At 62.1% G+C, this 20,277-nt stretch carries 16 protein-coding genes, 1 pseudogene and 2 riboswitches; of the genes and pseudogenes, 2 read left to right on the forward strand and 15 right to left on the reverse strand.

Features of this window, described 5'->3' with window-relative positions:
- Positions 1-148: 148 nt before the first annotated feature.
- From istB to gluQRS, 6 genes and pseudogenes are all read right to left on the reverse strand, one after another.
- Complete coding sequence (gene istB, locus ACFOLG_RS17470; RefSeq protein ID WP_386094439.1) at positions 149-967, reverse strand: IS21-like element helper ATPase IstB; 819 nt, start codon at positions 965-967, stop codon at positions 149-151.
- Positions 960-2,459 (reverse strand): annotated as a pseudogene (gene istA / locus ACFOLG_RS17475) (IS21 family transposase). The gene istB and the pseudogene istA overlap by 8 nt, the downstream one beginning before the upstream one ends.
- 391 nt (positions 2,460-2,850) lie before the next feature.
- On the reverse strand, positions 2,851-5,706 hold the full coding sequence (gene gcvP / locus ACFOLG_RS17480; protein ID WP_386094442.1) for an aminomethyl-transferring glycine dehydrogenase: 2,856 nt from the start codon (positions 5,704-5,706) through the stop codon (positions 2,851-2,853).
- 164 nt (positions 5,707-5,870) lie between these two features.
- Entirely contained in the window at positions 5,871-6,257 is a 387-nt protein-coding gene (gene gcvH / locus ACFOLG_RS17485) for a glycine cleavage system protein GcvH (RefSeq protein WP_386094445.1), read from the reverse strand.
- An 81-nt stretch (positions 6,258-6,338) separates the two neighbouring features.
- Positions 6,339-7,424, reverse strand: coding sequence for a glycine cleavage system aminomethyltransferase GcvT (gene gcvT / locus ACFOLG_RS17490; RefSeq protein WP_386094448.1), 1,086 nt, complete (start codon positions 7,422-7,424; stop codon positions 6,339-6,341).
- Between the two features lie 33 nt (positions 7,425-7,457).
- A riboswitch (glycine riboswitch) is annotated at positions 7,458-7,552 on the reverse strand.
- A 9-nt stretch (positions 7,553-7,561) separates the two neighbouring features.
- Positions 7,562-7,652, reverse strand: a riboswitch (glycine riboswitch).
- 157 nt (positions 7,653-7,809) lie between these two features.
- Positions 7,810-8,706 carry a tRNA glutamyl-Q(34) synthetase GluQRS gene (gene gluQRS / locus ACFOLG_RS17495; protein ID WP_386094450.1) on the reverse strand — a complete coding sequence of 299 codons (897 nt, stop codon included), beginning with the start codon at positions 8,704-8,706 and terminating at the stop codon, positions 7,810-7,812.
- 75 nt (positions 8,707-8,781) lie between these two features.
- Here gluQRS and fdxA point away from each other — a divergent pair, with 75 nt between their 5' ends.
- On the forward strand, positions 8,782-9,105 hold the full coding sequence (gene fdxA / locus ACFOLG_RS17500) for a ferredoxin FdxA (protein WP_386094453.1): 324 nt from the start codon (positions 8,782-8,784) through the stop codon (positions 9,103-9,105).
- A 9-nt stretch (positions 9,106-9,114) separates the two neighbouring features.
- Here fdxA and cheD read toward each other — a convergent pair whose 3' ends face one another.
- The 9 genes from cheD to ACFOLG_RS17545 all read right to left on the reverse strand — a co-directional run bounded on the left by cheD (position 9,115) and on the right by ACFOLG_RS17545 (position 19,112).
- Positions 9,115-9,714 carry a chemoreceptor glutamine deamidase CheD gene (gene cheD, locus ACFOLG_RS17505; RefSeq protein WP_386094456.1) on the reverse strand — a complete coding sequence of 200 codons (600 nt, stop codon included), beginning with the start codon at positions 9,712-9,714 and terminating at the stop codon, positions 9,115-9,117.
- Positions 9,714-10,799, reverse strand: a complete 1,086-nt coding sequence (locus ACFOLG_RS17510) for a protein-glutamate methylesterase/protein-glutamine glutaminase (protein ID WP_386094459.1) — start codon at positions 10,797-10,799, stop codon at positions 9,714-9,716. The genes cheD and ACFOLG_RS17510 overlap by 1 nt, the downstream gene beginning before the upstream one ends.
- Complete coding sequence (locus ACFOLG_RS17515; RefSeq protein ID WP_386094462.1) at positions 10,792-11,652, reverse strand: CheR family methyltransferase; 861 nt, start codon at positions 11,650-11,652, stop codon at positions 10,792-10,794. The genes ACFOLG_RS17510 and ACFOLG_RS17515 overlap by 8 nt, the downstream gene beginning before the upstream one ends.
- Positions 11,637-14,402: a methyl-accepting chemotaxis protein gene (locus ACFOLG_RS17520; protein WP_386094465.1), complete on the reverse strand. Its 2,766-nt coding sequence runs from the start codon at positions 14,400-14,402 to the stop codon at positions 11,637-11,639. The genes ACFOLG_RS17515 and ACFOLG_RS17520 overlap by 16 nt, the downstream gene beginning before the upstream one ends.
- Positions 14,403-14,414: 12 nt before the next feature.
- Positions 14,415-14,894 (reverse strand): chemotaxis protein CheW, encoded by a 480-nt coding sequence (locus tag ACFOLG_RS17525; RefSeq protein ID WP_386094468.1) that lies wholly within the window; start codon positions 14,892-14,894, stop codon positions 14,415-14,417.
- Between the two features lie 47 nt (positions 14,895-14,941).
- Positions 14,942-17,089, reverse strand: coding sequence for a chemotaxis protein CheW (locus tag ACFOLG_RS17530; protein WP_386094471.1), 2,148 nt, complete (start codon positions 17,087-17,089; stop codon positions 14,942-14,944).
- Positions 17,090-17,122: 33 nt separating this feature from the next.
- Complete coding sequence (locus ACFOLG_RS17535; RefSeq protein ID WP_386094474.1) at positions 17,123-17,488, reverse strand: response regulator; 366 nt, start codon at positions 17,486-17,488, stop codon at positions 17,123-17,125.
- Between the two features lie 149 nt (positions 17,489-17,637).
- A complete protein-coding gene (locus tag ACFOLG_RS17540) occupies positions 17,638-17,943 on the reverse strand; it encodes an STAS domain-containing protein (protein WP_386094477.1) in 306 nt (101 codons plus the stop codon).
- A gap of 8 nt (positions 17,944-17,951) precedes the next feature.
- Positions 17,952-19,112: a sensor histidine kinase gene (locus ACFOLG_RS17545; protein ID WP_386094480.1), complete on the reverse strand. Its 1,161-nt coding sequence runs from the start codon at positions 19,110-19,112 to the stop codon at positions 17,952-17,954.
- A 199-nt stretch (positions 19,113-19,311) separates the two neighbouring features.
- Between ACFOLG_RS17545 and ACFOLG_RS17550 the strand changes: the two genes are divergently transcribed.
- Complete coding sequence (locus ACFOLG_RS17550) at positions 19,312-20,253, forward strand: chemotaxis protein (RefSeq protein WP_386094483.1); 942 nt, start codon at positions 19,312-19,314, stop codon at positions 20,251-20,253.
- The last annotated feature ends 24 nt before the right edge of the window (positions 20,254-20,277 follow it).

Here is a 20,277-nt window from a genome sequence, read left to right on the forward strand (position 1 = left end):
GCGTTGAATTTTGACTAGGCGTTAGCGTTCAATTTTGACCAGGGCTAACACGTGCCCAAACCATCTGGCACTGTGCATAACTATAGTGCCTGTCCCCCGTTTCAGCGGGGGGAAACGGGACACGCGCCCAGTCGTGCCCCATCTCGCATCAACCGATATCGTCCTTTTGTGCAAGATGGCTCTCTGCCGGTTTCACGCGCTTTACCCCTTCCCGAGATTGAATCCGCTCTTTTGACACCGCCGTACTGTGGCGGAAACGGTAGGAATCATTTCCTGTTTCCACGATGTGGCAGTGATGGGTAAGTCGGTCCAGTAAGGCCGTTGTCAGCTTCGCATCACCAAATACCGCTGACCATTCGGCAAAGGTCAGATTGGTGGTGATCAGTACGCTGGTACGTTCGTACAGCTTGGATAGCAGGTGGAACAGCAGTGCACCGCTGGCCTGGGAGAATGGCAGATAGCCCAGCTCATCCAAGATGACCAGATCAATGTGCATCAGGCTATAGGCCAGCTTTCCCTGTTTGCCAGCCTGTTTCTCCTGTTCCAGCTGATTGGCCAAAGTAACGGTGTCAAAGAAGCGGACCCGTTTGCCGTGGTATTTGACGACCGCCTCTCCCAGCGCAATGGCTAGATGTGTTTTGCCAGTACCGGTGCCGCCAATCAGCACCGCATTGTGTGCGGCATCAAGAAACTGCATGCTCGCCAGCTCATCAATCAATGACCGCTCTACCTTGGCTTCCGCAAACTCGAAGCTGGCCAAATCACGATGGATAGGGAATCTGACGGCATGCATCTGATAGCTGATGGAACGCAGGGCACGATCGGTTTGCTCCGCCTCCAGTAAGTGCCGGATCAACCAATGGGTCGACTGCTGTTCAACGCTGCTGGCTTGCGCCAACCATTCTGCGTACGCGCTGGCCATGCCGTATAGCTTCAGCGCTTTGAATTCGGTGACGAGCTCAGACATGACGGCCCTCCAGGTTCCTCAGCCTGTCGTAGCGTGCCGCATCCGCTGCGGGCGGTTCGTGGACTTGCAGGGCCGTCTCAACTTCTTTGGGACGCTCCGACTGGTGAAGTCGCGCTAGCACATTGATGACATGCTCAACGCTGTGATTGCCGGAGGTGAGTACCAGTTCGACCGCGACCAGCACGGCTTCCAGTCCAAACTTGGGCACTGCGCCCAAGACTTTGGCCATCAGCCGATCTCCCCCTGTTTGCTTGAGTAACCGCGCCTGTAGCTGCAGGAGTGGTGTCGGCATCTCCTTGAATGGCGCCCCATTGCGCAGTGCACCTGGCTTGCGCTCGATGAGCGATACGTAGTGCAACCAGTCGTACCGGATCTGGTCTCGATCAAACAGCCGGCCGTGGCGTGCGACTTCTGCCTGCTCGTTGTAGATCGCAACCTGTTCCGGGTAGAGCCGTACACTGACGATCTGGCCGGCCAGTTCACATGGCACCGAGTAGCGATTCCGCTGCACCGTGACCAAGCAGGTACTGGATACCCGTGACATGACCTCAACGTAGCCATCAAAGGGGCTGGGCATAGGCATCAAATGAGGATGCTCATGTTCCAGCATCTCGGCCAGGGTCAGGTCGGGATAGTCGGGATGGCGAGACTCCTGCCAGAGGGCACGGCAGCGAGCCGCCAACCAGTGGTTTACCTCGGCAAAGGTACTGAAACGCTGCTGAGACGCGTCAATCCAGATTCGGCGGCGACTGTCTTGGACATTCTTCTCCACCACACCCTTCTCCCAACCAGATGCCACATTGCAGAAGTCGGGATCGAACAGGTAGTGCGCACACAGCGCCGAGAACCGGGCGTTCACGATGCGAAGCTTGCCAGGCTGGACCTTGTCGACGGCAGTTCGCATGTTGTCGTAGATGCCGCGCAGCGGAATGCCACCGAGTGCCTGGAACGCGCGGGTGTGGGCATCGAACAGCATCTCGTGACTTTGTGAAGGATAGGCACTGATCCAGAAGGCCCGGCTGGCACAGAGCTTGAGGTGTGCTGCCAGCACCTTGCAGTAGATACCGCCGATCACTAGCCGCTCTTCACTCTAGTCAAACTGGAAGGCTTCGCCCAGCTCGAAGCGCAGTGGCACAAAGGCTTTCTGGCTGGCCTGACTCCCGGCCTCCATGCGCCAGTGGCGGATGAAATTACTGACACGACAGTAACTGCCAGAGAAGCCAGCTTTCTGCAGCTCATGAAAGAGATGCAGTGCTGTACGACGGTCACGTTTGGGGCGGCGAGCATCCAGTAGGAGTGCCCGGATCAGCCAGTCTTTGTACGGCGCAATCTTGCTGGGGGAGGATTCCCGGTGATAGTGCGGCGTCTCGCCCTCGGGCTCACGCAGCCACTTCTTGATAGTGTTTCTGGACAGACTGGTGCGGCGCTGGATCTCGCTGATCGTCAGCCCTTCGCGGAAATGCATCCGCCGGATCTTGGCGTACATACCCATGGTGATCACTCCTGTTCTCCTGCTGAAAAATGCAGCAGGTGGATTGAACACCCTGGTCTATTTTGAACGCTAACAACCCCCGAAAAATGGTCAGTTTTCAACGCGCGCCAACACCTGCGTACTACGCGGCTTGCTTTCCCCGGATGCGCCTGCTGCTTATCCGGACTACGGGTTCTGTATCGGCGGAACGCCCGGTGAACCGGGCTTCCGCCCTACCAGTGCATTGGCGTAGGGTGGCAGCCCCGCAGGGGCGTTCCACCGTGTTGCGCCAGCTTGCGGCCAACCTTGCAGCGGCCTGGCCCGGCGGAACGCCCTAGCTGCACAAACAAAAAGCCCCGCTTGCGCGGGGCTTTGCCATGCCGACGTTGGCCGCATGCGGCCAACCTTGGGCTTACTGGTAGCTGTCGATGGACGGGCAGCTGCAGATCAGGTTGCGGTCGCCGTATACGTCGTCGATACGGTTCACGCTCGGCCAGAACTTGTTTTCCAGCACGTACGGCAGCGGGAAGAAGGCTTCCTCGCGGCTGTACGGGCGGGTCCACTCGCCGGCGATATCTGCCTTGCTGTGCGGCGCGTTCACCAGCGGGTTGTTGTCCGCCGGCCATACGCCGTTCTGCACCTTGTCGATTTCCTGGCGGATGGCCAGCATCGCAGCGATGAAGTGGTCCAGCTCGGCCTTGGATTCGGATTCGGTCGGCTCGATCATCAGCGTGCCCGCTACCGGGAAGCTCATGGTCGGCGCGTGGAAGCCGTAGTCCATCAGGCGCTTGGCCACGTCCACTTCGGTCACGCCGGAGGCGGCCTTCAGCGGGCGCAGGTCGATGATGCACTCGTGCGCCACGCGGCCGTTACGGCCGGTGTACAGCACCGGGTAGTGCCCCGACAGGTGCTTCATCAGGTAGTTGGCGTTCAGCAGTGCCATTTCGGTGGCGTGCTTCATGCCTTCCGCGCCCATCATGCGGATGTACATGTAGGAGATCGGCAGGATGGAAGCGGAGCCGAACGGCGCGGCGGATACCGCACCCTGGCCGGCCACGGCGCCCGGTACGGCGGACACCACGTGGTTGGCCATGAACGGCGCCAGGTGCGACTTCATGCCGATCGGGCCCATGCCCGGGCCGCCGCCGCCGTGCGGGATGCAGAAGGTCTTGTGCAGGTTCATGTGCAGCACGTCGGCACCGATGTCGGCCGGGCGGGTCAGACCCACCTGGGCGTTCATGTTGGCGCCGTCCATGTACACCTGGCCACCGGCCGCGTGCACGATCTCGCAGATTTCCTTGATGCCTTCCTCGAACACACCGTGGGTGGACGGGTAGGTAATCATCAGCGCGCCGAGGTTGGCCGCATGCTGCTCGGCCTTGGCACGCATGTCAGCCATGTCCACGTTACCGTTGTCGTCGGTCTTCACCACCACTACCTGCATGCCCAGCATCTGCGCGGTGGCCGGGTTGGTACCGTGCGCGGATTGCGGGATCAGGCAGATGGTGCGGTGCGCTTCGCCACGGCTGGCGTGGAAGCGGCGGATCGCCAGCAGGCCGGCGTATTCGCCCTGCGCGCCGGAGTTCGGCTGGATGGAGATGGCGTCGAAACCGGTGATGGCGATCAGCTGCTGCTGCAGGCCTTCGATCATTTCCAGGTAGCCGGCAGTCTGTTCGCGCGGGGCGAACGGGTGCATGTTGGCGAATTCCGGCCAGGTGATCGGGATCATCTCGCTGGTGGCGTTCAGCTTCATGGTGCAGCTGCCGAGGCTGATCATGGAGTGGTTCATCGCCAGGTCGCGGTTTTCCAGCTTCTTGAGATAGCGCAGCATCTCGTGTTCGCTGTGGTGGGTGTTGAACACCGGGTGCGACAGGATGGCGGATTCACGCTTCAGCGCGGCCGGGATGGCGTCGGCAGCAGCGGCGTCCAGCGTGGCGATGTCAGCCGGCTTGCCGGTGAAGATTTCCACCAGCAGTGCCAGGTCGGCGGTGGTGGCGGCTTCATGGAAGGCCACGCCCAGCACGCCGTTGCCGGCATCGCGCAGGTTGATGCCGGCGGCCAGCGCTGCGGCGTAAACGTTGGCCGCACGATCGCCCAGCTCAACCTGTACCGTGTCGTAGAAGCGGTCGAACACCAGCTTGCCGCCGGCAGCCTTCACCGCGTGGGCGAAGATGGCTGCCATGCGGTGGATGCGCGCGGCGATGCGCTTCACGCCCTCGGCGCCGTGGTACACGGCGTACATGCCGGCGATGTTGGCCAGCAGCACCTGCGAGGTACAGATGTTGGAGTTGGCTTTCTCGCGGCGGATGTGCTGCTCGCGGGTCTGCAGCGCCATGCGCAGCGCGGTCTTGCCCTTGGCATCCACCGACACGCCGATGATGCGGCCCGGTGCCGAGCGCTTCATCTCGTCCTTGAACGCGAAGAAGGCGGCGTGCGGGCCACCAAAGCCCATCGGCACGCCGAAGCGCTGGGTATTGCCTACGGCGACGTCGGCGCCCATATCGGCCGGCGACTTCAGCGCCACCAGTGCCATCACGTCGGCAGCAACCACCGCCAGCGCGCCCTTGGCCTTGGCGGCGGCGATGTACGGGGTGAGGTCCAGCAGCTCGCCGGATGCGCCCGGGTACTGGAACAGCACGCCGAAGTAGTCGCCGTTGCCGGCTTCTTCCGGGTGGCCCTGTACCAGCTCGAAGCCGAAGTATTCGGCGCGGGTCTGCATCACGTCCAGGGTCTGCGGCAGCACGCGGCTGTCCACGAAGAACTGGTTGGATTTGGACTTGGATACGCGGCGCGCCATGGCCATGGCTTCGGCGGCAGCAGTGGCTTCGTCCAGCAGCGAGGCGTTGGCCACTTCCAGGCCGGTCAGGTCGATGATCATCTGCTGGAAGTTCAGCAGCGCTTCCAGGCGGCCCTGGGCGATTTCAGCCTGGTACGGGGTGTAGGCGGTGTACCAGCCCGGGTTTTCCAGCACGTTGCGCAGGATCACGCCCGGGGTCAGCACCGGGTAGTAACCCAGGCCGATGAAGGATTTGTTCACCACGTTCTTGCTGGCCACGGCCTTGAGGTCGGCCAGGGCGTCGGCTTCGCGCTGTGCCGGCGGGATGTCCAGCGCACGGTTGAAGCGGATATTGGCCGGCACGGTCTGCGCCACCAGGTCTTCCAGCGAGGCAGCGCCTACGTAGGCCAGCATCTCGGCCTTCTCGGCCTCGCACGGGCCGATGTGGCGTTCGATGAATTCTTGATGATTGAAGAGTTGCGAGAGCGTCATGTCTTCGATTCCGTATTTCACTGGCCACGGCAACACACGGAAAAATACCGGCCGCGCCACTGCGGCCAACCTTGGCGCTGCCGCGCCCGGTTGCGTGTGTTTGCGTGTGTTGCCATGGCTAAAAAACAAAAACCCCGCCGTCTTGCGACGGCAGGGCCATTGGATCAGGCGCCGACTTCGGCTGCGTAGGCAGCGGCGTCCATCAGGCCATCCAGATCGGCAGCGTTGGCCGGCTTGATCTTGAAGAACCAGCCAGCGCCGTACGGCTCGCTGTTGGCCAGGTCCGGGGTGGCTTCCAGGTCGCCGTTCACCGCCAGGATTTCGCCGGCGATCGGTGCATATACGTCGGAAGCGGCTTTCACCGATTCCACCACGCCAGCCTGTTCGCCATCGGCCAGGTTGCTGCCAACGGCCGGCAGTTCCACGAATACGATGTCACCCAGCAGCTCCTGCGCGTGCTCGGTAATGCCAACGGTAACGGAGCCGTCGGCTTCCAGGCGCAGCCATTCATGGCTGGAAACGTATTTCAGTTCGGCGGGGATGTTGCTCATGGGGTTTCTCCTGATGCAGATAGTTTGGATCTTGGTTGGGTATTACCGGGCGACGCTCTCGCCTCGTCGTTATACACCAGCTTATTCAAAAACTTTCTTGCCATTGCGCACGAACGGCATTTTCACCACGCGCACTTCGGTCAGCGTGCCGCGCAGGTCCACCAGGGCGGTGGCGCCGGTGGCGGCCGGTACGCGGGCGATGGCGATGGAATGCTTCAGCGTCGGCGAGAAGGTGCCGCTGGTGATGATGCCTTCGGCACCGTCCACCACCACTTTCAGGCCTTCGCGCAGCACGCCGCGGCCTTCCAGCACCAGGCCGACCTGCTTCATGGCCACGCCGGCGGCCTTCTGCGCCTGCAGTGCCTGGCGGCCGATGAAGTCGCGCTCTTCCGGGTTCCAGGCGATGGTCCAGCCCATGCCGGCTTCCAGCGGCGACACGGTTTCGTCCATGTCGTGGCCGTACAGGTTCATGCCGGCTTCCAGGCGCAGGGTGTCGCGGGCACCCAGGCCGATCGGCGCTACGCCGGCAGCTTGCAGCTGGTTGAAGAAGGTGATGGCTTCGGCAGCGGGAATCATGATTTCCAGGCCGTCTTCACCGGTGTAGCCGGTGCGGGCGACGAACCAGTCGCCGAACGGCAGCCCCTGGAACACTTTCAGGCCCTGGATGGCTTCGGCCCAGTCCGGCTTAACCGCACAGACTTTGGCGATGGCTTGCGGACCTTGCACCGCCAGCATGGCCAGGTCGCGGCGCACGTTCAGTGCCACGTCGAAACCGGCGGACTGCTTGTCCATCCATGCCAGGTCTTTTTCGGTGGTACCGGCGTTGATCACCATGCGGTAACCGTTGGCCGCCAGGTACACGATCAGGTCGTCCACCACGCCGCCTTGCTCGTTGAGCATGCCGGAGTACAGTGCCTTGCCTTCGAAGCCCAGTTTGGACACGTCGTTGGCGATCAGCTTTTGCAGCCAGCCTTTGGCGTCGCTGCCGGTGATGTCCACCACGGTCATGTGGGACACATCGAACATGCCGGCGTCACTACGCACGACTTCATGTTCTTTCAGCTGCGAGCCGTAATGGATGGGCATTTCCCAGCCGGCAAAGTCGACCATCTTTGCATTGGCGGCGATGTGCGCATCAAACAGGGGGGTACGTTTCGGGGCCGTCATGGGCAAGTCCTCGGAGTGAGTTTTTCCGCTAGCTCACACCCCTCTGTCCCTGCACCTGAGATTTTCCGGCATTGCGCCGTTAGCCCCTTCGGTGGGCGCGATATGCGCCGCTCTCCAGATTCTACGGACCTTGCGATCCGATTCTTGCAGTCCTTTTGCCTGAGCGATTGCGGGTGCACTTGCGCCTTCGGCGGCAGCCCTGCGGCTGCACTCTCCTGCGGAATGCGGCGATTATCGTCGCCCCCCGCCGGCTTGGCAAGTCGGGTTTTGTCCATTTTTCAGGCACTTGCGGCAAGTCCTTGCCTGCCGGGCGTGATATTTCGCTTTGCGGCCAACCGCTTAGCGTGCCAGCCACGGCTGACGCGGTGGCTGGTAGCGCAACAACTCAGGTAATGGTCACCGGCCCGGCCGGCACCCGCGACAGCGACCACTGGCCGTGCGCCCACTGCCACAGCTCGGCCAGGCTACCCGCCTCGGCCGGCGCGGCGTGGCCGAGGCGCAGCAGCGCCAGCCGCAGTTCCTGCGCCGCCAGCGCCGGGGTAATCGCCGGCGCCAGCGTCTGCTTGGAGAGTTTCTCGCCGGCGGCATTCACCATCAGCGGCAGGTGGCAGTGGCTGACCGCCGCGCCGCCCAGGCATTGCCGCAGCCACAGCTGACGCGGCGTAGACACCAGCAGATCGGCGCCGCGCACGATGTCGCTGATGCCCTGCTCGATGTCGTCCACCACCACCGCCAGCTGGTAGGCCCAGAAGCCGTCGGCGCGCAGCAGCACGAAGTCGCCGATGTCGCGCTGCAATTGCTGCGCGTAGTGGCCTTGCAGGCGATCGTCGAAGCCCAGCACGGCGTCCGGCACCCGCAGCCGCCAGGCGCGCGGCGTGCGCCCCGGCGCCACGCCGTGGCGGCAGCTGCCGGGGTAGACCATGCCGTCGACACCACGTTGGCCATGTTCCGCGATTTCCTTGCGCGTGCAGCCGCAGCCGTAGGCATCGCCCTGGGCGATCAGCTGCGCCAGCGCCGCGCGGTACAGTGCGTGGCGCTGGCTCTGGTACACCACTTCGCCGTCCCACTCGAAGCCGAACGCCTGCAGCGTGCACAGGATGTTGGCCGCAGCCCCCGGCATTTCGCGCGGCGGATCCAGGTCTTCCATGCGCAGCAACCATTGTCCGCCGCGGCTGCGGGCCTCGAGGTAACTGCCGACCGCCGTGGTCAGCGAGCCGGCATGCAGCAGGCCGGTGGGGCTGGGAGCGAAACGGCCGCGATAATCAGGATTCTGGGCAGACATACGGGAACGGGCGGACAATAATCACAGACAGGCACCGTTGGCACGGTGCGGCCGGCAATAGACGGAGGACGGGAAATGACGCACGTTGTAACTGAAGCCTGCATCAAATGCAAATACACCGACTGCGTGGAAGTGTGCCCGGTGGACTGCTTCCATGAAGGCCCCAATTGCCTGGTGATCGACCCGGACGAGTGCATCGACTGCACGCTGTGTGTACCGGAGTGCCCAATCGACGCCATCACCACCGAAGAGGAGCTGCCGCCAGGGCAACTGGTGATGCTGGCGCTGAATGCCGAGCTGTCGAAAACCTGGCCGGTGATCGTCAGCCAGAAAGAGCCGTTGCCCGATCACGAGCACTGGGCCGGCGTCAGCGACAAGCGCGATCTGCTGGAACGCTGACGCAGCGGCTCAGATAAACAGGTCGATATCGCCGCTACCCTTGCTTTCCGTATCGCGGTCGATGCGGCGGCGGTAGCTGTCCTCTTCCTGCACCAGGGTCTGCTGCGGACGGATTTTCTTGATCAGCACCTTGCCGCTATCGGTAAAGAAATACACCTTGCGCGCAATATCCGCCCCCAAGTCTTCCGCCACGATGGGGATATGTTCCTGTGCCAGGAAGGCATGCACGAAACTGGCGTTGCGCTGACCGATATTCACCTTGCTCATGCCGTCCAGCACGTTGCCGCCGCCGAATACCTTGGCTTCTAGGCTGCGGCGGTTGGCACCCAGCTTCAGCATGTCGTTGATCAGCAGCTCCATGGCATGGGTGCCGAAACGCGCCGGCATCAGCCGGTCGCTGCTGCTGCTGCCCTGGTCCGGCAGCATGAAGTGGTTCATGCCGGCAATGCCGGTGACGCGGTCGCGCAGACAGGCGGATACACAGGACCCCAGCACCGTCACCAGCAGCAGGCCGTCATCGGAAGCCTGGTATTCGCCCGGCAACAGCTTGGCGGCATGCTTGTTGAAATGCTTGTCGAAATAGCGGTGCGCTGCATGACCGGTTGGCATCAGTCCTCCCGCTTACGTTGGCCGCACAGATAGGCCAGCACCCGCTCGGCCATGCGCGACAGCGGCACCACCTCGTGCACCGCCCCCAGCTCGTAAGCCGCACGCGGCATGCCATACACCACGCAGGACGCCTGATCCTGGCCGAAGTTATGGCTGCCGGCTTCGCGCATGCGCAGCATGCCGGCGGCACCGTCCTTGCCCATGCCGGTCAGGATCACCCCGACCGCACGCTTGCCCAGCAGCGCGGCGGCGGAATCGAACAGCACATCCACCGCCGGGCGATGACGGTTCACCGGCTCGCTTTGCGCCAGACGGGTAAGCAGTTGCCCGCCACGGCTGACGATACTCAGATGGGAATGCCCGGGGGCGATGTAGATCGTACCGCTGCTCAGCGGCTGGCCATCGCTCGCCTCGCACACGCTCATCGCACAGCACTGGTCCAGCCGCTGCGCAAACGACAGGGTGAAATGCTCCGGCATGTGCTGAACCACCAGCACCGGCGGGGTAGTGGCCGGCAGCGCGCTGAGAAATTCGCGCAGCGCCTCGGTGCCGCCGGTGGAGGCGCCCACCACCAGTACCGCGTCCTTGCGCAGGATGTTGCAGCCGGCCGCGCTGGCCGTCGGCACCGGCGCCGGCTGGACGAAACGGCTCGGCAACTGCACGCGCGCCGCCGCGGCAGTACGGATCTTGTCGCAGATCAGCTCGGCGTAGTCCTGCATGCCGCGGCCGACATCCCCCTGCGGCTTGGCGATGCAGTCCACCGCCCCCAGCTCTAGCGCACGCAGCGCGATATCCGAGCCGGCGGCGGTCAGCGAGGAAATCATCAGCACCGGGGTTGGCCGCAGGCTCATCAGCCGGCGCAGGAACTCCAGCCCGTCCATGCGCGGCATTTCCACATCCAGCGTAATCACGTCCGGGCTGGTTTCGCGAATGCGCTCCCGCGCCGCCACCGGATCGGGCGCCAGCGCCACCACTTCCATATCCGGCGCCGCATTGATGATCTTGCTCAGCACCTCGCGGATCAGTGCGGAATCATCCACCACCACCACCCGGATCTTGCGCCCCTGCACCATATCGTTATCCACGCGCCAGGCGATAAGCCGTCTTGCCACAAGGCGCAAAGGTATTGCTGATGTGCTGGATATTCTCGGAATGCCCCAGCAACAAGAGGCCATGCGGCTTCAGGTGGCGGGCAAAATGCTCGAGAATGCCAGCTTGTGTTTGTTTATCGAAATAGATCAGTACGTTGCGGCAAAAAATCACGTCAAACAGCCCCAGCTGCGGCCAACTGTCGTCCACCAGGTTGATCTGGCGGAACTGGATCTGCCGGGCATAGGCCGCCTTGACCTTGACCTTGCCGGCATTGCTGCCCACGCCGCGCACAAAAAACTGTTGCAGCAGCCCCGGCGCCAGCTTGGACACCCGGTCGTAGCCGTATACCCCGGCCGCCGCCTTGGCCAACACCTGCGTATCGATATCCGATGCCACGATAGCGTAGTTGCTGGCCGCCGGACTTTGCGCCAGCGTAAACAAAATGGAATAAGGCTCTTCGCCGGTCGAGGCGGCCGAGCTCCACACCCGGTAGGCATCCGCGCCGCCGGCATGCTGCCGGGCATGCTGCTGCAACAGATCGAAGTGGTGGTTTTCGCGGAAGAACGACGTCAGGTTGGTGGTGAGCGCATTGATGAAATGCTCCCACTCGCCGGCCCCGTCGGGAGAATCCAGCAACGCCAGGTAGGCGGCAAACGACTTGAAGCCCTGGTGGCGCACGCGCTTGGCCAGCCGCGCATACGCCATGTGATTCTTGGCATCGCTGAGCGCAATACCGGTCTTGTGGTACAGCAGCGACCTTACCGCGCGAAAATCTGCCTCGGAAAAATGCAGATCGCGCGGGAAGATCGCCTCAGCATCGGCTATCGCTCTCAGAACTCCTCCCACTCGCCTTCGTCACTCGGCACCGGATGCAGCGGGGAGTGCACCGCGTGCGACCGGCTGTTCAGCTTGGCCGGCTGCGGCGCAGCTACGGCGGCCTTGGGCAACACGATGGCCGCCTGCTTTAGCGGCGCCGCGGCGGCCAACTTGGCCGGCGCCCGGGCGGCACTGCCGTCCAGATGGAAGATGGAGACGGCATCCAGCAGTACCGATGCCTGCTCCTCCAGCGACTCGGCGGCAGCGGCGGCTTCTTCCACCAGCGCGGCGTTTTTCTGGGTGTTCTCGTCCATCTGGCTCACCGCCAGGTTCACCTGCTCGATGCCGGAACTCTGCTCGATGGAGGCGGCGGAGATTTCGCTCATGATGTCGGCCACGCGGCGGATCGACGACACGATCTCCTCCATGGTACGACCCGCCTCATCCACCAGACGGGTACCGGATTCCACCTTGTCCACCGAATCGCCGATCAGGCCCTTGATCTCCTTGGCGGCGGCGGCGGAGCGCTGCGCCAGGTTGCGCACCTCGCTGGCTACTACTGCGAAACCACGACCCTGCTCGCCGGCGCGTGCCGCTTCCACCGCCGCGTTCAGCGCCAGGATATTGGTCTGGAAGGCAATGCCGTCGATCACGCTGATGATGTCCACGATCTTGGTGGCGCTCTGGTTGATCTCGTTCATGGTGGACACCACCTGCCCTACCACCACCCCGCCGCGCGAGGCGATGTCCGAGGCGCCCACCGCCAGGCTGTTGGCCTTGCGCGAGTTCTCGGCGTTCTGTTTCACGGTGCTGGTGATCTCTTCCATGCTGGAGGCGGTTTCCTCCAGGCTGGCCGCCTGCTGCTCGGTGCGGCTGGACAGGTTACTGTTGCCGGCGGAAATCTCGCGCGCGGCGGTGTTGATGGCCGAGGCGGCATCCTGGATGTTGCCGACGATCTCGCGCAGCCGCGATACGGTCATATTGGTATCGGTCTTCAGCTGGCCGAACATGCCCTGATAGTCGGCAGCGATGGTGTGGGTCAGGTCGCCCTTGGCCAAGGCGGCCAACACCGTGGCCACATCGGACAGCCCCTGGTTGGAAACGGCCATCAGCTGGTTGATCTGCTCGGACAGGGTGGCGAAGAAGCCGCTCTTGCCATCCATCGGGATGCGTTGCAGGAAGTCGCCACGCACTGCGGCGCCGACGATGTCGGACACTTCCTGCTCCACCCGCACCTCGTCGGTGCGGTCGGACCACTCCACCACCGAACCCAGGCGCTCGCCGGCGTCGCTGAACACCGGGTTGGCGATCAGGCGGAAGGTGCGGCCTCCGACCACGATCTGTGCGGTGTAGGTCTGCTTGAGCGAGGCCAGCAGCTCGCGCTGGTGTGCCGGATTACGATGGAAACCGTCCATGCTGGTACCCAGCAGGGTGCGCGAGTCGAAGTTCGGCAGCGCCTTCTTGATGTCGGCCTCGGCATTGCGCAGCATGTCCTGCACGCTGCGGTTCATGTAGATGATGCTGCGCTCGGCGTCGGCGATCATCACGTTGGACGACACATTGTCCAGTGCCTTGCGGATGCGGGTGTTTTCCGCCATCAGCCGCAGTTCTTCCTGACGCTTGTCCTGCTCCTGCGCCTGCAGTTTGAGCTGCTCGGTGATGTCCTGCCATTCCACCACCATGCCGATGCCACGGCCCTTGGTGTCGCTGATCGGGTTCACCAGCAAGACAAAAGTTCGGCCACCCACGGCGATCTGCGCGCGATGGGCACCGCGCAGGCCGGCCAGCAGCTTGCGCTGGTAGTCCGGGTGCTTGTGGAAGCCATCGATATTGCTGCCGACCACACCGCGCGCGGTGAAGTTGGGCAGTTCCTTGCGGATGTCGGCTTCGGCATTGCCCAGCATGTCCTGCACCGCACGGTTGGCGTACACCACCACGCCGTTGGCGTCGGCGATCATGATATTGGTGGCGGCCACGTCCAGCGCGTTGCGCACCAGGATGTTGTCCACCGCCTTGTCTGCGGCCAACTTCATGTAGTGTGCCAGGCTGCTATTGTCGCCATCCGCCACCTGCAGGTTGGCCTCCAGGCTGCCGGCCGCCAGCTCCTTCATCACCTGTGCGGCAACCGCCGGCTCGCAGCCCAGGGTACGGAACAGCGTGCGGCTGATCAGCCAGGCGGCGAGTACGCCGACCAGCAACGACACGCCCAGCAGCAGCATGGTCATCTGCAGCGTGCTGTCGGCGGTGTCGCGCATGATGCCGGCGCGCTTCTCGGCCTGGCCCTCTTCATACTCCACCAGCTTTTCGATGCTGGACTGGTAGGCCAGCTGGCTGGGGCGCATGCGGGCGAACAGGAACGTCTTGGCCTCCTCGGTCTGGCCGGCATTGAACAGCTGGCGGAAATGCTGCAGGTCGGCACGGTAGCTCAGGTCGGCCTGCCTCATCGCTGCTTCCAGCGGCTGCGCCTCGGTGCTGGCCGGGTGCTGCTTCAACTGCTCGTAGGCGGTGTCGATGGCCTGCAGCGCATCATCGACCGCTTTGATCTGCTGCGCCGCCAGCGTGGCATCCGGGCTCAGCAGCGCGGTGCGCACCGTGCGCGCCGTGTCATTGACGTGGTCGGCAACATGGTTGGCCGCAGCGGCGCGCGGCATGTGCTCCTGGGATACGGTCACGATCTCCGACGAGATCAGCTTCAGCCTGGCAATCCCCAGCAGCGAGGTTGCCGCGATCAGCAGCAGCAAGATGCCAAAGCCCAACACCAGCAGGTTCTTTACTTTCATGTTTTCCGCCCCTTACACGTTGGCCGCCAGCGCGGTATCCATCAGTGCCATTTCCTGACTGCTCATCAACTTCTCGATATCCACCATGATGATCATGCGCTCACCGATGGCCCCCAAGCCCTGGATGTAGGCGGTGTCCATGATGGAACCGAACTCCGGCGCCGGCTTGATATCGTCACCGGACAGCTCGATCACGTCGGAGACGCCATCCACCACCATGCCCACGGTACGCCCCAGCACATTGAGGATGATCACCACGGTGAAGTCGTTGTAGACGATGTTGCCCACCCCGAACTTAATGCGCATGTCGATGATCGGCACGATGTGGCCGCGCAGGTTGATCACCCCCTTGATGAAGTCAGGCGACTTCGCCAGCCGGGTCACCGCGTCGTAGCCGCGGATCTCCTGCACCTTCAGGATGTCGATGCCGTACTCTTCCTGCCCCAGCGTGAATACCAGGAACTCCCGGCGCTGGGCGTCGGCTTCTGCCATTGTTCTCATATCCACCATGATGTTTGCCGCATCCCGTTACGGTTGGATCAGACTGCGACCGCATCGGTCTGCGGCGCTTTCTGCATATTCATTCTGACAATCGCGCCGACATCCAGAATCAGCGCCACACGGCCATCTCCCAGAATGGTGGCGCCGGACAGACCGGCCACCTTCCGGTAATTCGCTTCAATGTTCTTCACCACAAACTGCTGCTGTCCCAGTAGCTCGTCCACCATCAGCGCGAACTTCTGTCCGCCGGCCTCCACCACGATCAGAATGGCCTGCTCCGGCTGCGGATGCAGCGGCACGATCTCGAAGGCATCGGCGATGCTGATGATCGGCAGGTACTCACCGCGAATGCTGACGATGCGCCCGCGGCCAACGATATTCTTCACATCCCCCGGCTGCGGCTGCAGCGATTCCAGAATGTAGTTCAGCGGCAGTACATAGGTTTCGTCGCCCACCATCACCGACATGCCATCCATGATGGCCAGCGTCAGCGGCAGGCGGATGGTCATGGTGGTGCCGATGTCGGCCATGCTGCTGATGTCGATGCGCCCGCCCATGGCCACGATGTTCTTGCGCACCACGTCCATGCCCACACCGCGGCCGGACACATCGGTGACTTCCGCCGCGGTGGAGAAACCCGGTTCGAAGATCAGCGCCCACACCTCGCCATCCGTCATGCTGTCCTGCACTGGCAGGCCACGCTCGCGCGCCTTGGCCAGGATTTTCTCGCGACGCAGGCCGGCACCATCGTCGGTGACCTCGATCACGATGCTGCCGCCCTCGTGAAAGGCGCGCAGGGTCAGCAGGCCACCGGCCTGCTTGCCCTTGGCCAGCCGTTGTTGCGGCGACTCGATGCCATGGTCTAGGCTGTTACGCACCAGGTGCGTCAACGGGTCCGACAGTTTTTCGATGAAGCCCTTGTCCAGCTCGGTACTCTCGCCCACCATTTTCAGCTCGACCTGCTTGTCGAGCTTGGCAGCCAGGTCGCGCACTACGCGCGGGAAGCGCTGGAAGACGAAGGAAATCGGCATCATGCGGATCGACATCACCGCCTCTTGCAGCTCGCGAGAATTGCGCTGCAGCAGTGAGATGCTGTTGAGCAGCTTCTCGTGCGCCACGGTGTCCAGCCCGCCGCCATACTGCACCAGCATGGATTGGGTAATGACCAGCTCGCCCACCAGGTTCAGCAGCAGATCCACCTTGTCGGTACTGACCCGGATGGAGCTTTCGCCCCCCTGGCTGCTGGCGCCGGCGGCGCGGCTATCGCTACGGGCAGCAACCACGGGTTGCGCGGCCACCGTCTCCACCACCGCGGCCGGTGCTGCAGCACTATCGGCTGGCGGCAAGGGCGCAAACAGACCGAAACCCGGCTCTTCGTAGGCGATATGCTCGTCAGCGGCGGCGGCCGGCAATGGCGCAAACAGGCCGAAGCCGTCCTCTTCCAGCAGGATGTCAACTGGCAATACCGCGCCCAAGGTCTCCGCCTCATCCACGTCAAACAGGCCGAAGCCATCATCCTCGGTGGTGACATCCGGCAGCACGCGAAAGGTCGCCGGCGCCAACACAAAAGCCAGCATTTCGCTGACATCGGCACAACTTACCGTGGTGGTCAGCAGGGCAATGGCCGGCAAGCCGGCACTGCCATCCGCCGGCAGGCTGCTGATGACTTCGATTTGCCCCAGTGCGGCCAACCTTTGCCATACCTCCGCCTCGGACAGCGCCAGCGGCGGGTGCAACTCGATATGCAAACGCCCGCAAACCGGCTCGACCACCGGCGCGGGCGCCACGACGACGCGTTCTGCTTGCGACAGCTGCACCAGCACCTGCTTGAGCGCCTGCACCCGCTCGTTCGCTACCGCGTCGCCACCACGATGATGCGCCAGCATGTCCTTGAGCAAGTCGCCAGACTGCAAGGAGGCATCCACGATCTGCCGGCTAAGCGGCAACTCCAGCTTGCGCACCTTGTCCAGCAGGTTTTCCAGTACGTGGGTAAGGTCGGCCAGATCACTAAAGCCGAAGGTCGCCGCCCCGCCTTTGATAGAGTGAGCTGCCCGGAAAATGGCATTCAGATCTTCGCTGTCCGGCCGGGCAATATCGATTACCAGCAGCAAGGACTCCATGCTGGCCAGGTGTTCGGCCGTCTCATCAAAAAAAACCTGATGAAACTGGGACATATCAAAAGACATCGGCAGCCCCCTCGGGACAGATCAACGCAGGTTTCAGCCCACCAGGCGACGCACGACGTCGATCAGCTTTTGCGGGTCGAACGGTTTGACCAGCCAGCCGGTGGCGCCGGCAGCACGACCCTGCGCCTTCATCTGGTCGCTGGACTCGGTCGTCAGCATCAGGATCGGTGTGGCGGCGTAGCTGGGCAACTGTCGCAGGGAACGAATCAGGGTCAGACCATCCATGCCAGGCATGTTCTGATCGGTCAGCACCAGGTCGACCTGGGAGACCTGAGCCTTGGCAAGGCCGGCGTTGCCGTCCGCGGCTTCAACCACGTCGTAACCGGCGCTCTTCAATGTGAAGGTGACCATCTGTCTGATCGAGGCAGAGTCATCTACCGTGAGTATTTTTTTGGCCATAGCCAGCTATCCAATCATTCCAGGGAATGTACCGCTGCCCGCCACAAATCAACCCCGCACGCGCTATGCGGGGTTCGTTGAGCATGGGGCGCAGGGTTACAGCAAGAAACAGTTCTTCCGCGACTTCATCGCCAGCAGATGGGCAGGCGTCAGCGGATGGTGAACAGTTTGGTGAAGCAGGCGATTTCCAGCACCTGGCGCACGGTGTCGCGGCAATTTATCAATGCCAGCTCCTTACCTGCGGCCCCCGCGCGTTCTTTCAGCAGCAGCAGCATGCCCAGCGCGGAGCTGTCGAGATAGGGCACTTGCTCGAAATCCACCTCGATATGGGATATAGCGCCATTTTCCAGCAGCTCCTGGCTGGCCGCGCGGAAGTCCTTGTGCACATTGAAGTCGAACTGGCCGACCAGCACAATTGACCCTTTTTTACCTTCGATCCTGACGATAGGCTTCATACTCTCCCCTACTTGCCTTTGGTGATGGCGGTGACAGCAATTGGCAGCTTCAACTCAAAAACCGTCATCTCGCCATCGCGCGTGTATCTGATCGCTCCATTCATATCCTCGACCACTCTTTTGACAATGGCAAGTCCAAGACCGGTGCCATTTGCTCTTGTGGTAAAGAATGGATCGAAAATTTGCTGTTGCAAGCTTTCGGCAATGGCTTCGCCGTCATTAGCCACCCGCAGTTGCAACTGCCCGGCCTGCACAGATACGTCCAGGCGCACCTGCCCATGCTCCGGGCAAAACTGGCAGGCATTTTCAACCAAATTGGTCAAAGCGCCAACCAGATCGGAGCGGACCGCCTGCACAAAAGCGGGCTCTCCCGTCGCCACCTGCCAGTCGAGCTGCTTCTTCTCCAACAACGGCTGCACAATCAATGCCACTTCCTGCAGCAACGCGTTCACCTCTACCGGCTCCTGCACGCCACTCACTACCCCTGAGCGCACAAAACTCAACATATCCTGCACCAAGGACTCCAGTGCCTGCAGTCGCTCCACGATCTTGCCTGCAAAGCGGCTTCTTGCCTCCTCGGGCAGGTCCTCTCGGCGCAGGTTGGCCGCATACAGCAGTGCCGTTGCCAGCGGAGTACGTATCTGATGTGCCAACGAGGCCGCCATCCGCCCCATTGAAGCAAGCTTTGCCTGTTGCGCCAGCTGCTCATGCAACTGGCGCAGATGGGTCACATCCACCAGCAGCATAAAACTGCCCTGCCCCTGCAGCGCGACCTCCGCCACCGAGACAAAAGCCAGTGCACCATCTGCTCCACGACACACATACTCCCCGTCTTGCGCATCCCGCTCCAGCAAGGTGTCCAGCTGCCAGGACTGCTGCGTTGCCAGGTCAGGCAACAGCATGGTTGCGGCTTCATTGACGCCGGTAACGATACCGGCCTCGTCCAGCTCCACTACCCCTACCGGCATCGCCGCCAGCAGAGCCGTCAGCTTGGCGGCGAGTCGCTCGTTGGCCGCAGACTTCTGCAGCAACTCGTCATTGGCGCGCTGCAGCTTGCTGTTCAGCTCGGCGACCTGTCCTTCCAGCAGCTTGTAAGCGCTGATCAGCTCGTCGGTGACACTGTTGAAGTGCTCGAACACCTCGCGCAACTGCTCACTATTGCCCTGCATTGTTAAAATCCTTACATACTAGTGGCGCATGATTTGTAAAACTTGCTTGAACAGTATGATAATGCCCGCTGACCTGCCAAATGCCCAAATAGGGCCTGCAAAACCGCCAGGTGGTTGCTCTGGCCTTTTTGCGCGAAACTTGTATTAATAGTATTGTCAGCGAACCCGTTGCACGACGGCCAACCCTCCGGAGGTTTCCGTGTCAGAACTGCTTAAAAAAATTGATGCCCGTACCAAACTGGCAGGCACCAACAAACTGGAGATCCTGCTCTTCTCGCTCGGTGTCGACCAGCGTACGGGAAGAAAAGAAACCTTTGGCATCAATGTGTTCAAAGTCCGCGAAGTGATGCGCACTCCGGAGATCACCTCGGCGCCGGAAATGCCGTCTTCGGTGGAAGGCATGGTCAGCCTGCGCGGCAGCCTGGTTCCGGTCATCGACCTGGCAAAATATGCAGGCGTAATTAGCGACAAAAAGCCCGAAATCATGATCGTGACCGAATACAACGGTCACACCCAAGGCTTCCTGGTTGAAGCGGTTGATACCATCCTGCGTCTTGACTGGGCCGCCATGCGCGTCCCCCCGGAAATGATCACCAACCGGATGGGGGGCCTGGTCACCGCTGTCACCGAGCTGGACAACGGCACACTGGTCATGATGATGGATGTGGAAAAAGTCCTGGCCGAAACCGCCATGTACAGCGACGAACACCAGTTCATCAACATCGAGCCGTTGCGCGAAGAGCGCATGGTGTACTTTGCCGACGACTCGGCGGTTGCCCGCAAGCAGATCGAACGCACCTTCCAGGCCATGCAGGTAAAATATGCCTATGCCATCAATGGTATGCGCGCCTGGGATGACCTGCAACGGATGGCCGGTCAGGCCGACTTGGCCGGACGCAAACTCAATGAAGTTGTACACCTGATCCTGACCGATGTGGAAATGCCGGAAATGGACGGCTACATGCTGACCAAAATGGTCAAGTCCGATCCGCGCTTCGCCGGCATTCCGGTTCTGATGCACTCCTCCCTGTCCGGTCAATCGAACCAGAAACTGGGCGAATCCGTGGGGGTGGATGCCTATGTGTCCAAGTTCGAGCCACAAAAGCTGTCGATGAAGATCCGCGAAATGCTGAAGATCTGACTCTTAAAGACACAGGAATAAATG

This window comes from Vogesella facilis (genome assembly GCF_042648525.1).
Classification (GTDB): Bacteria; Pseudomonadota; Gammaproteobacteria; order Burkholderiales; family Chromobacteriaceae; genus Vogesella; species Vogesella facilis.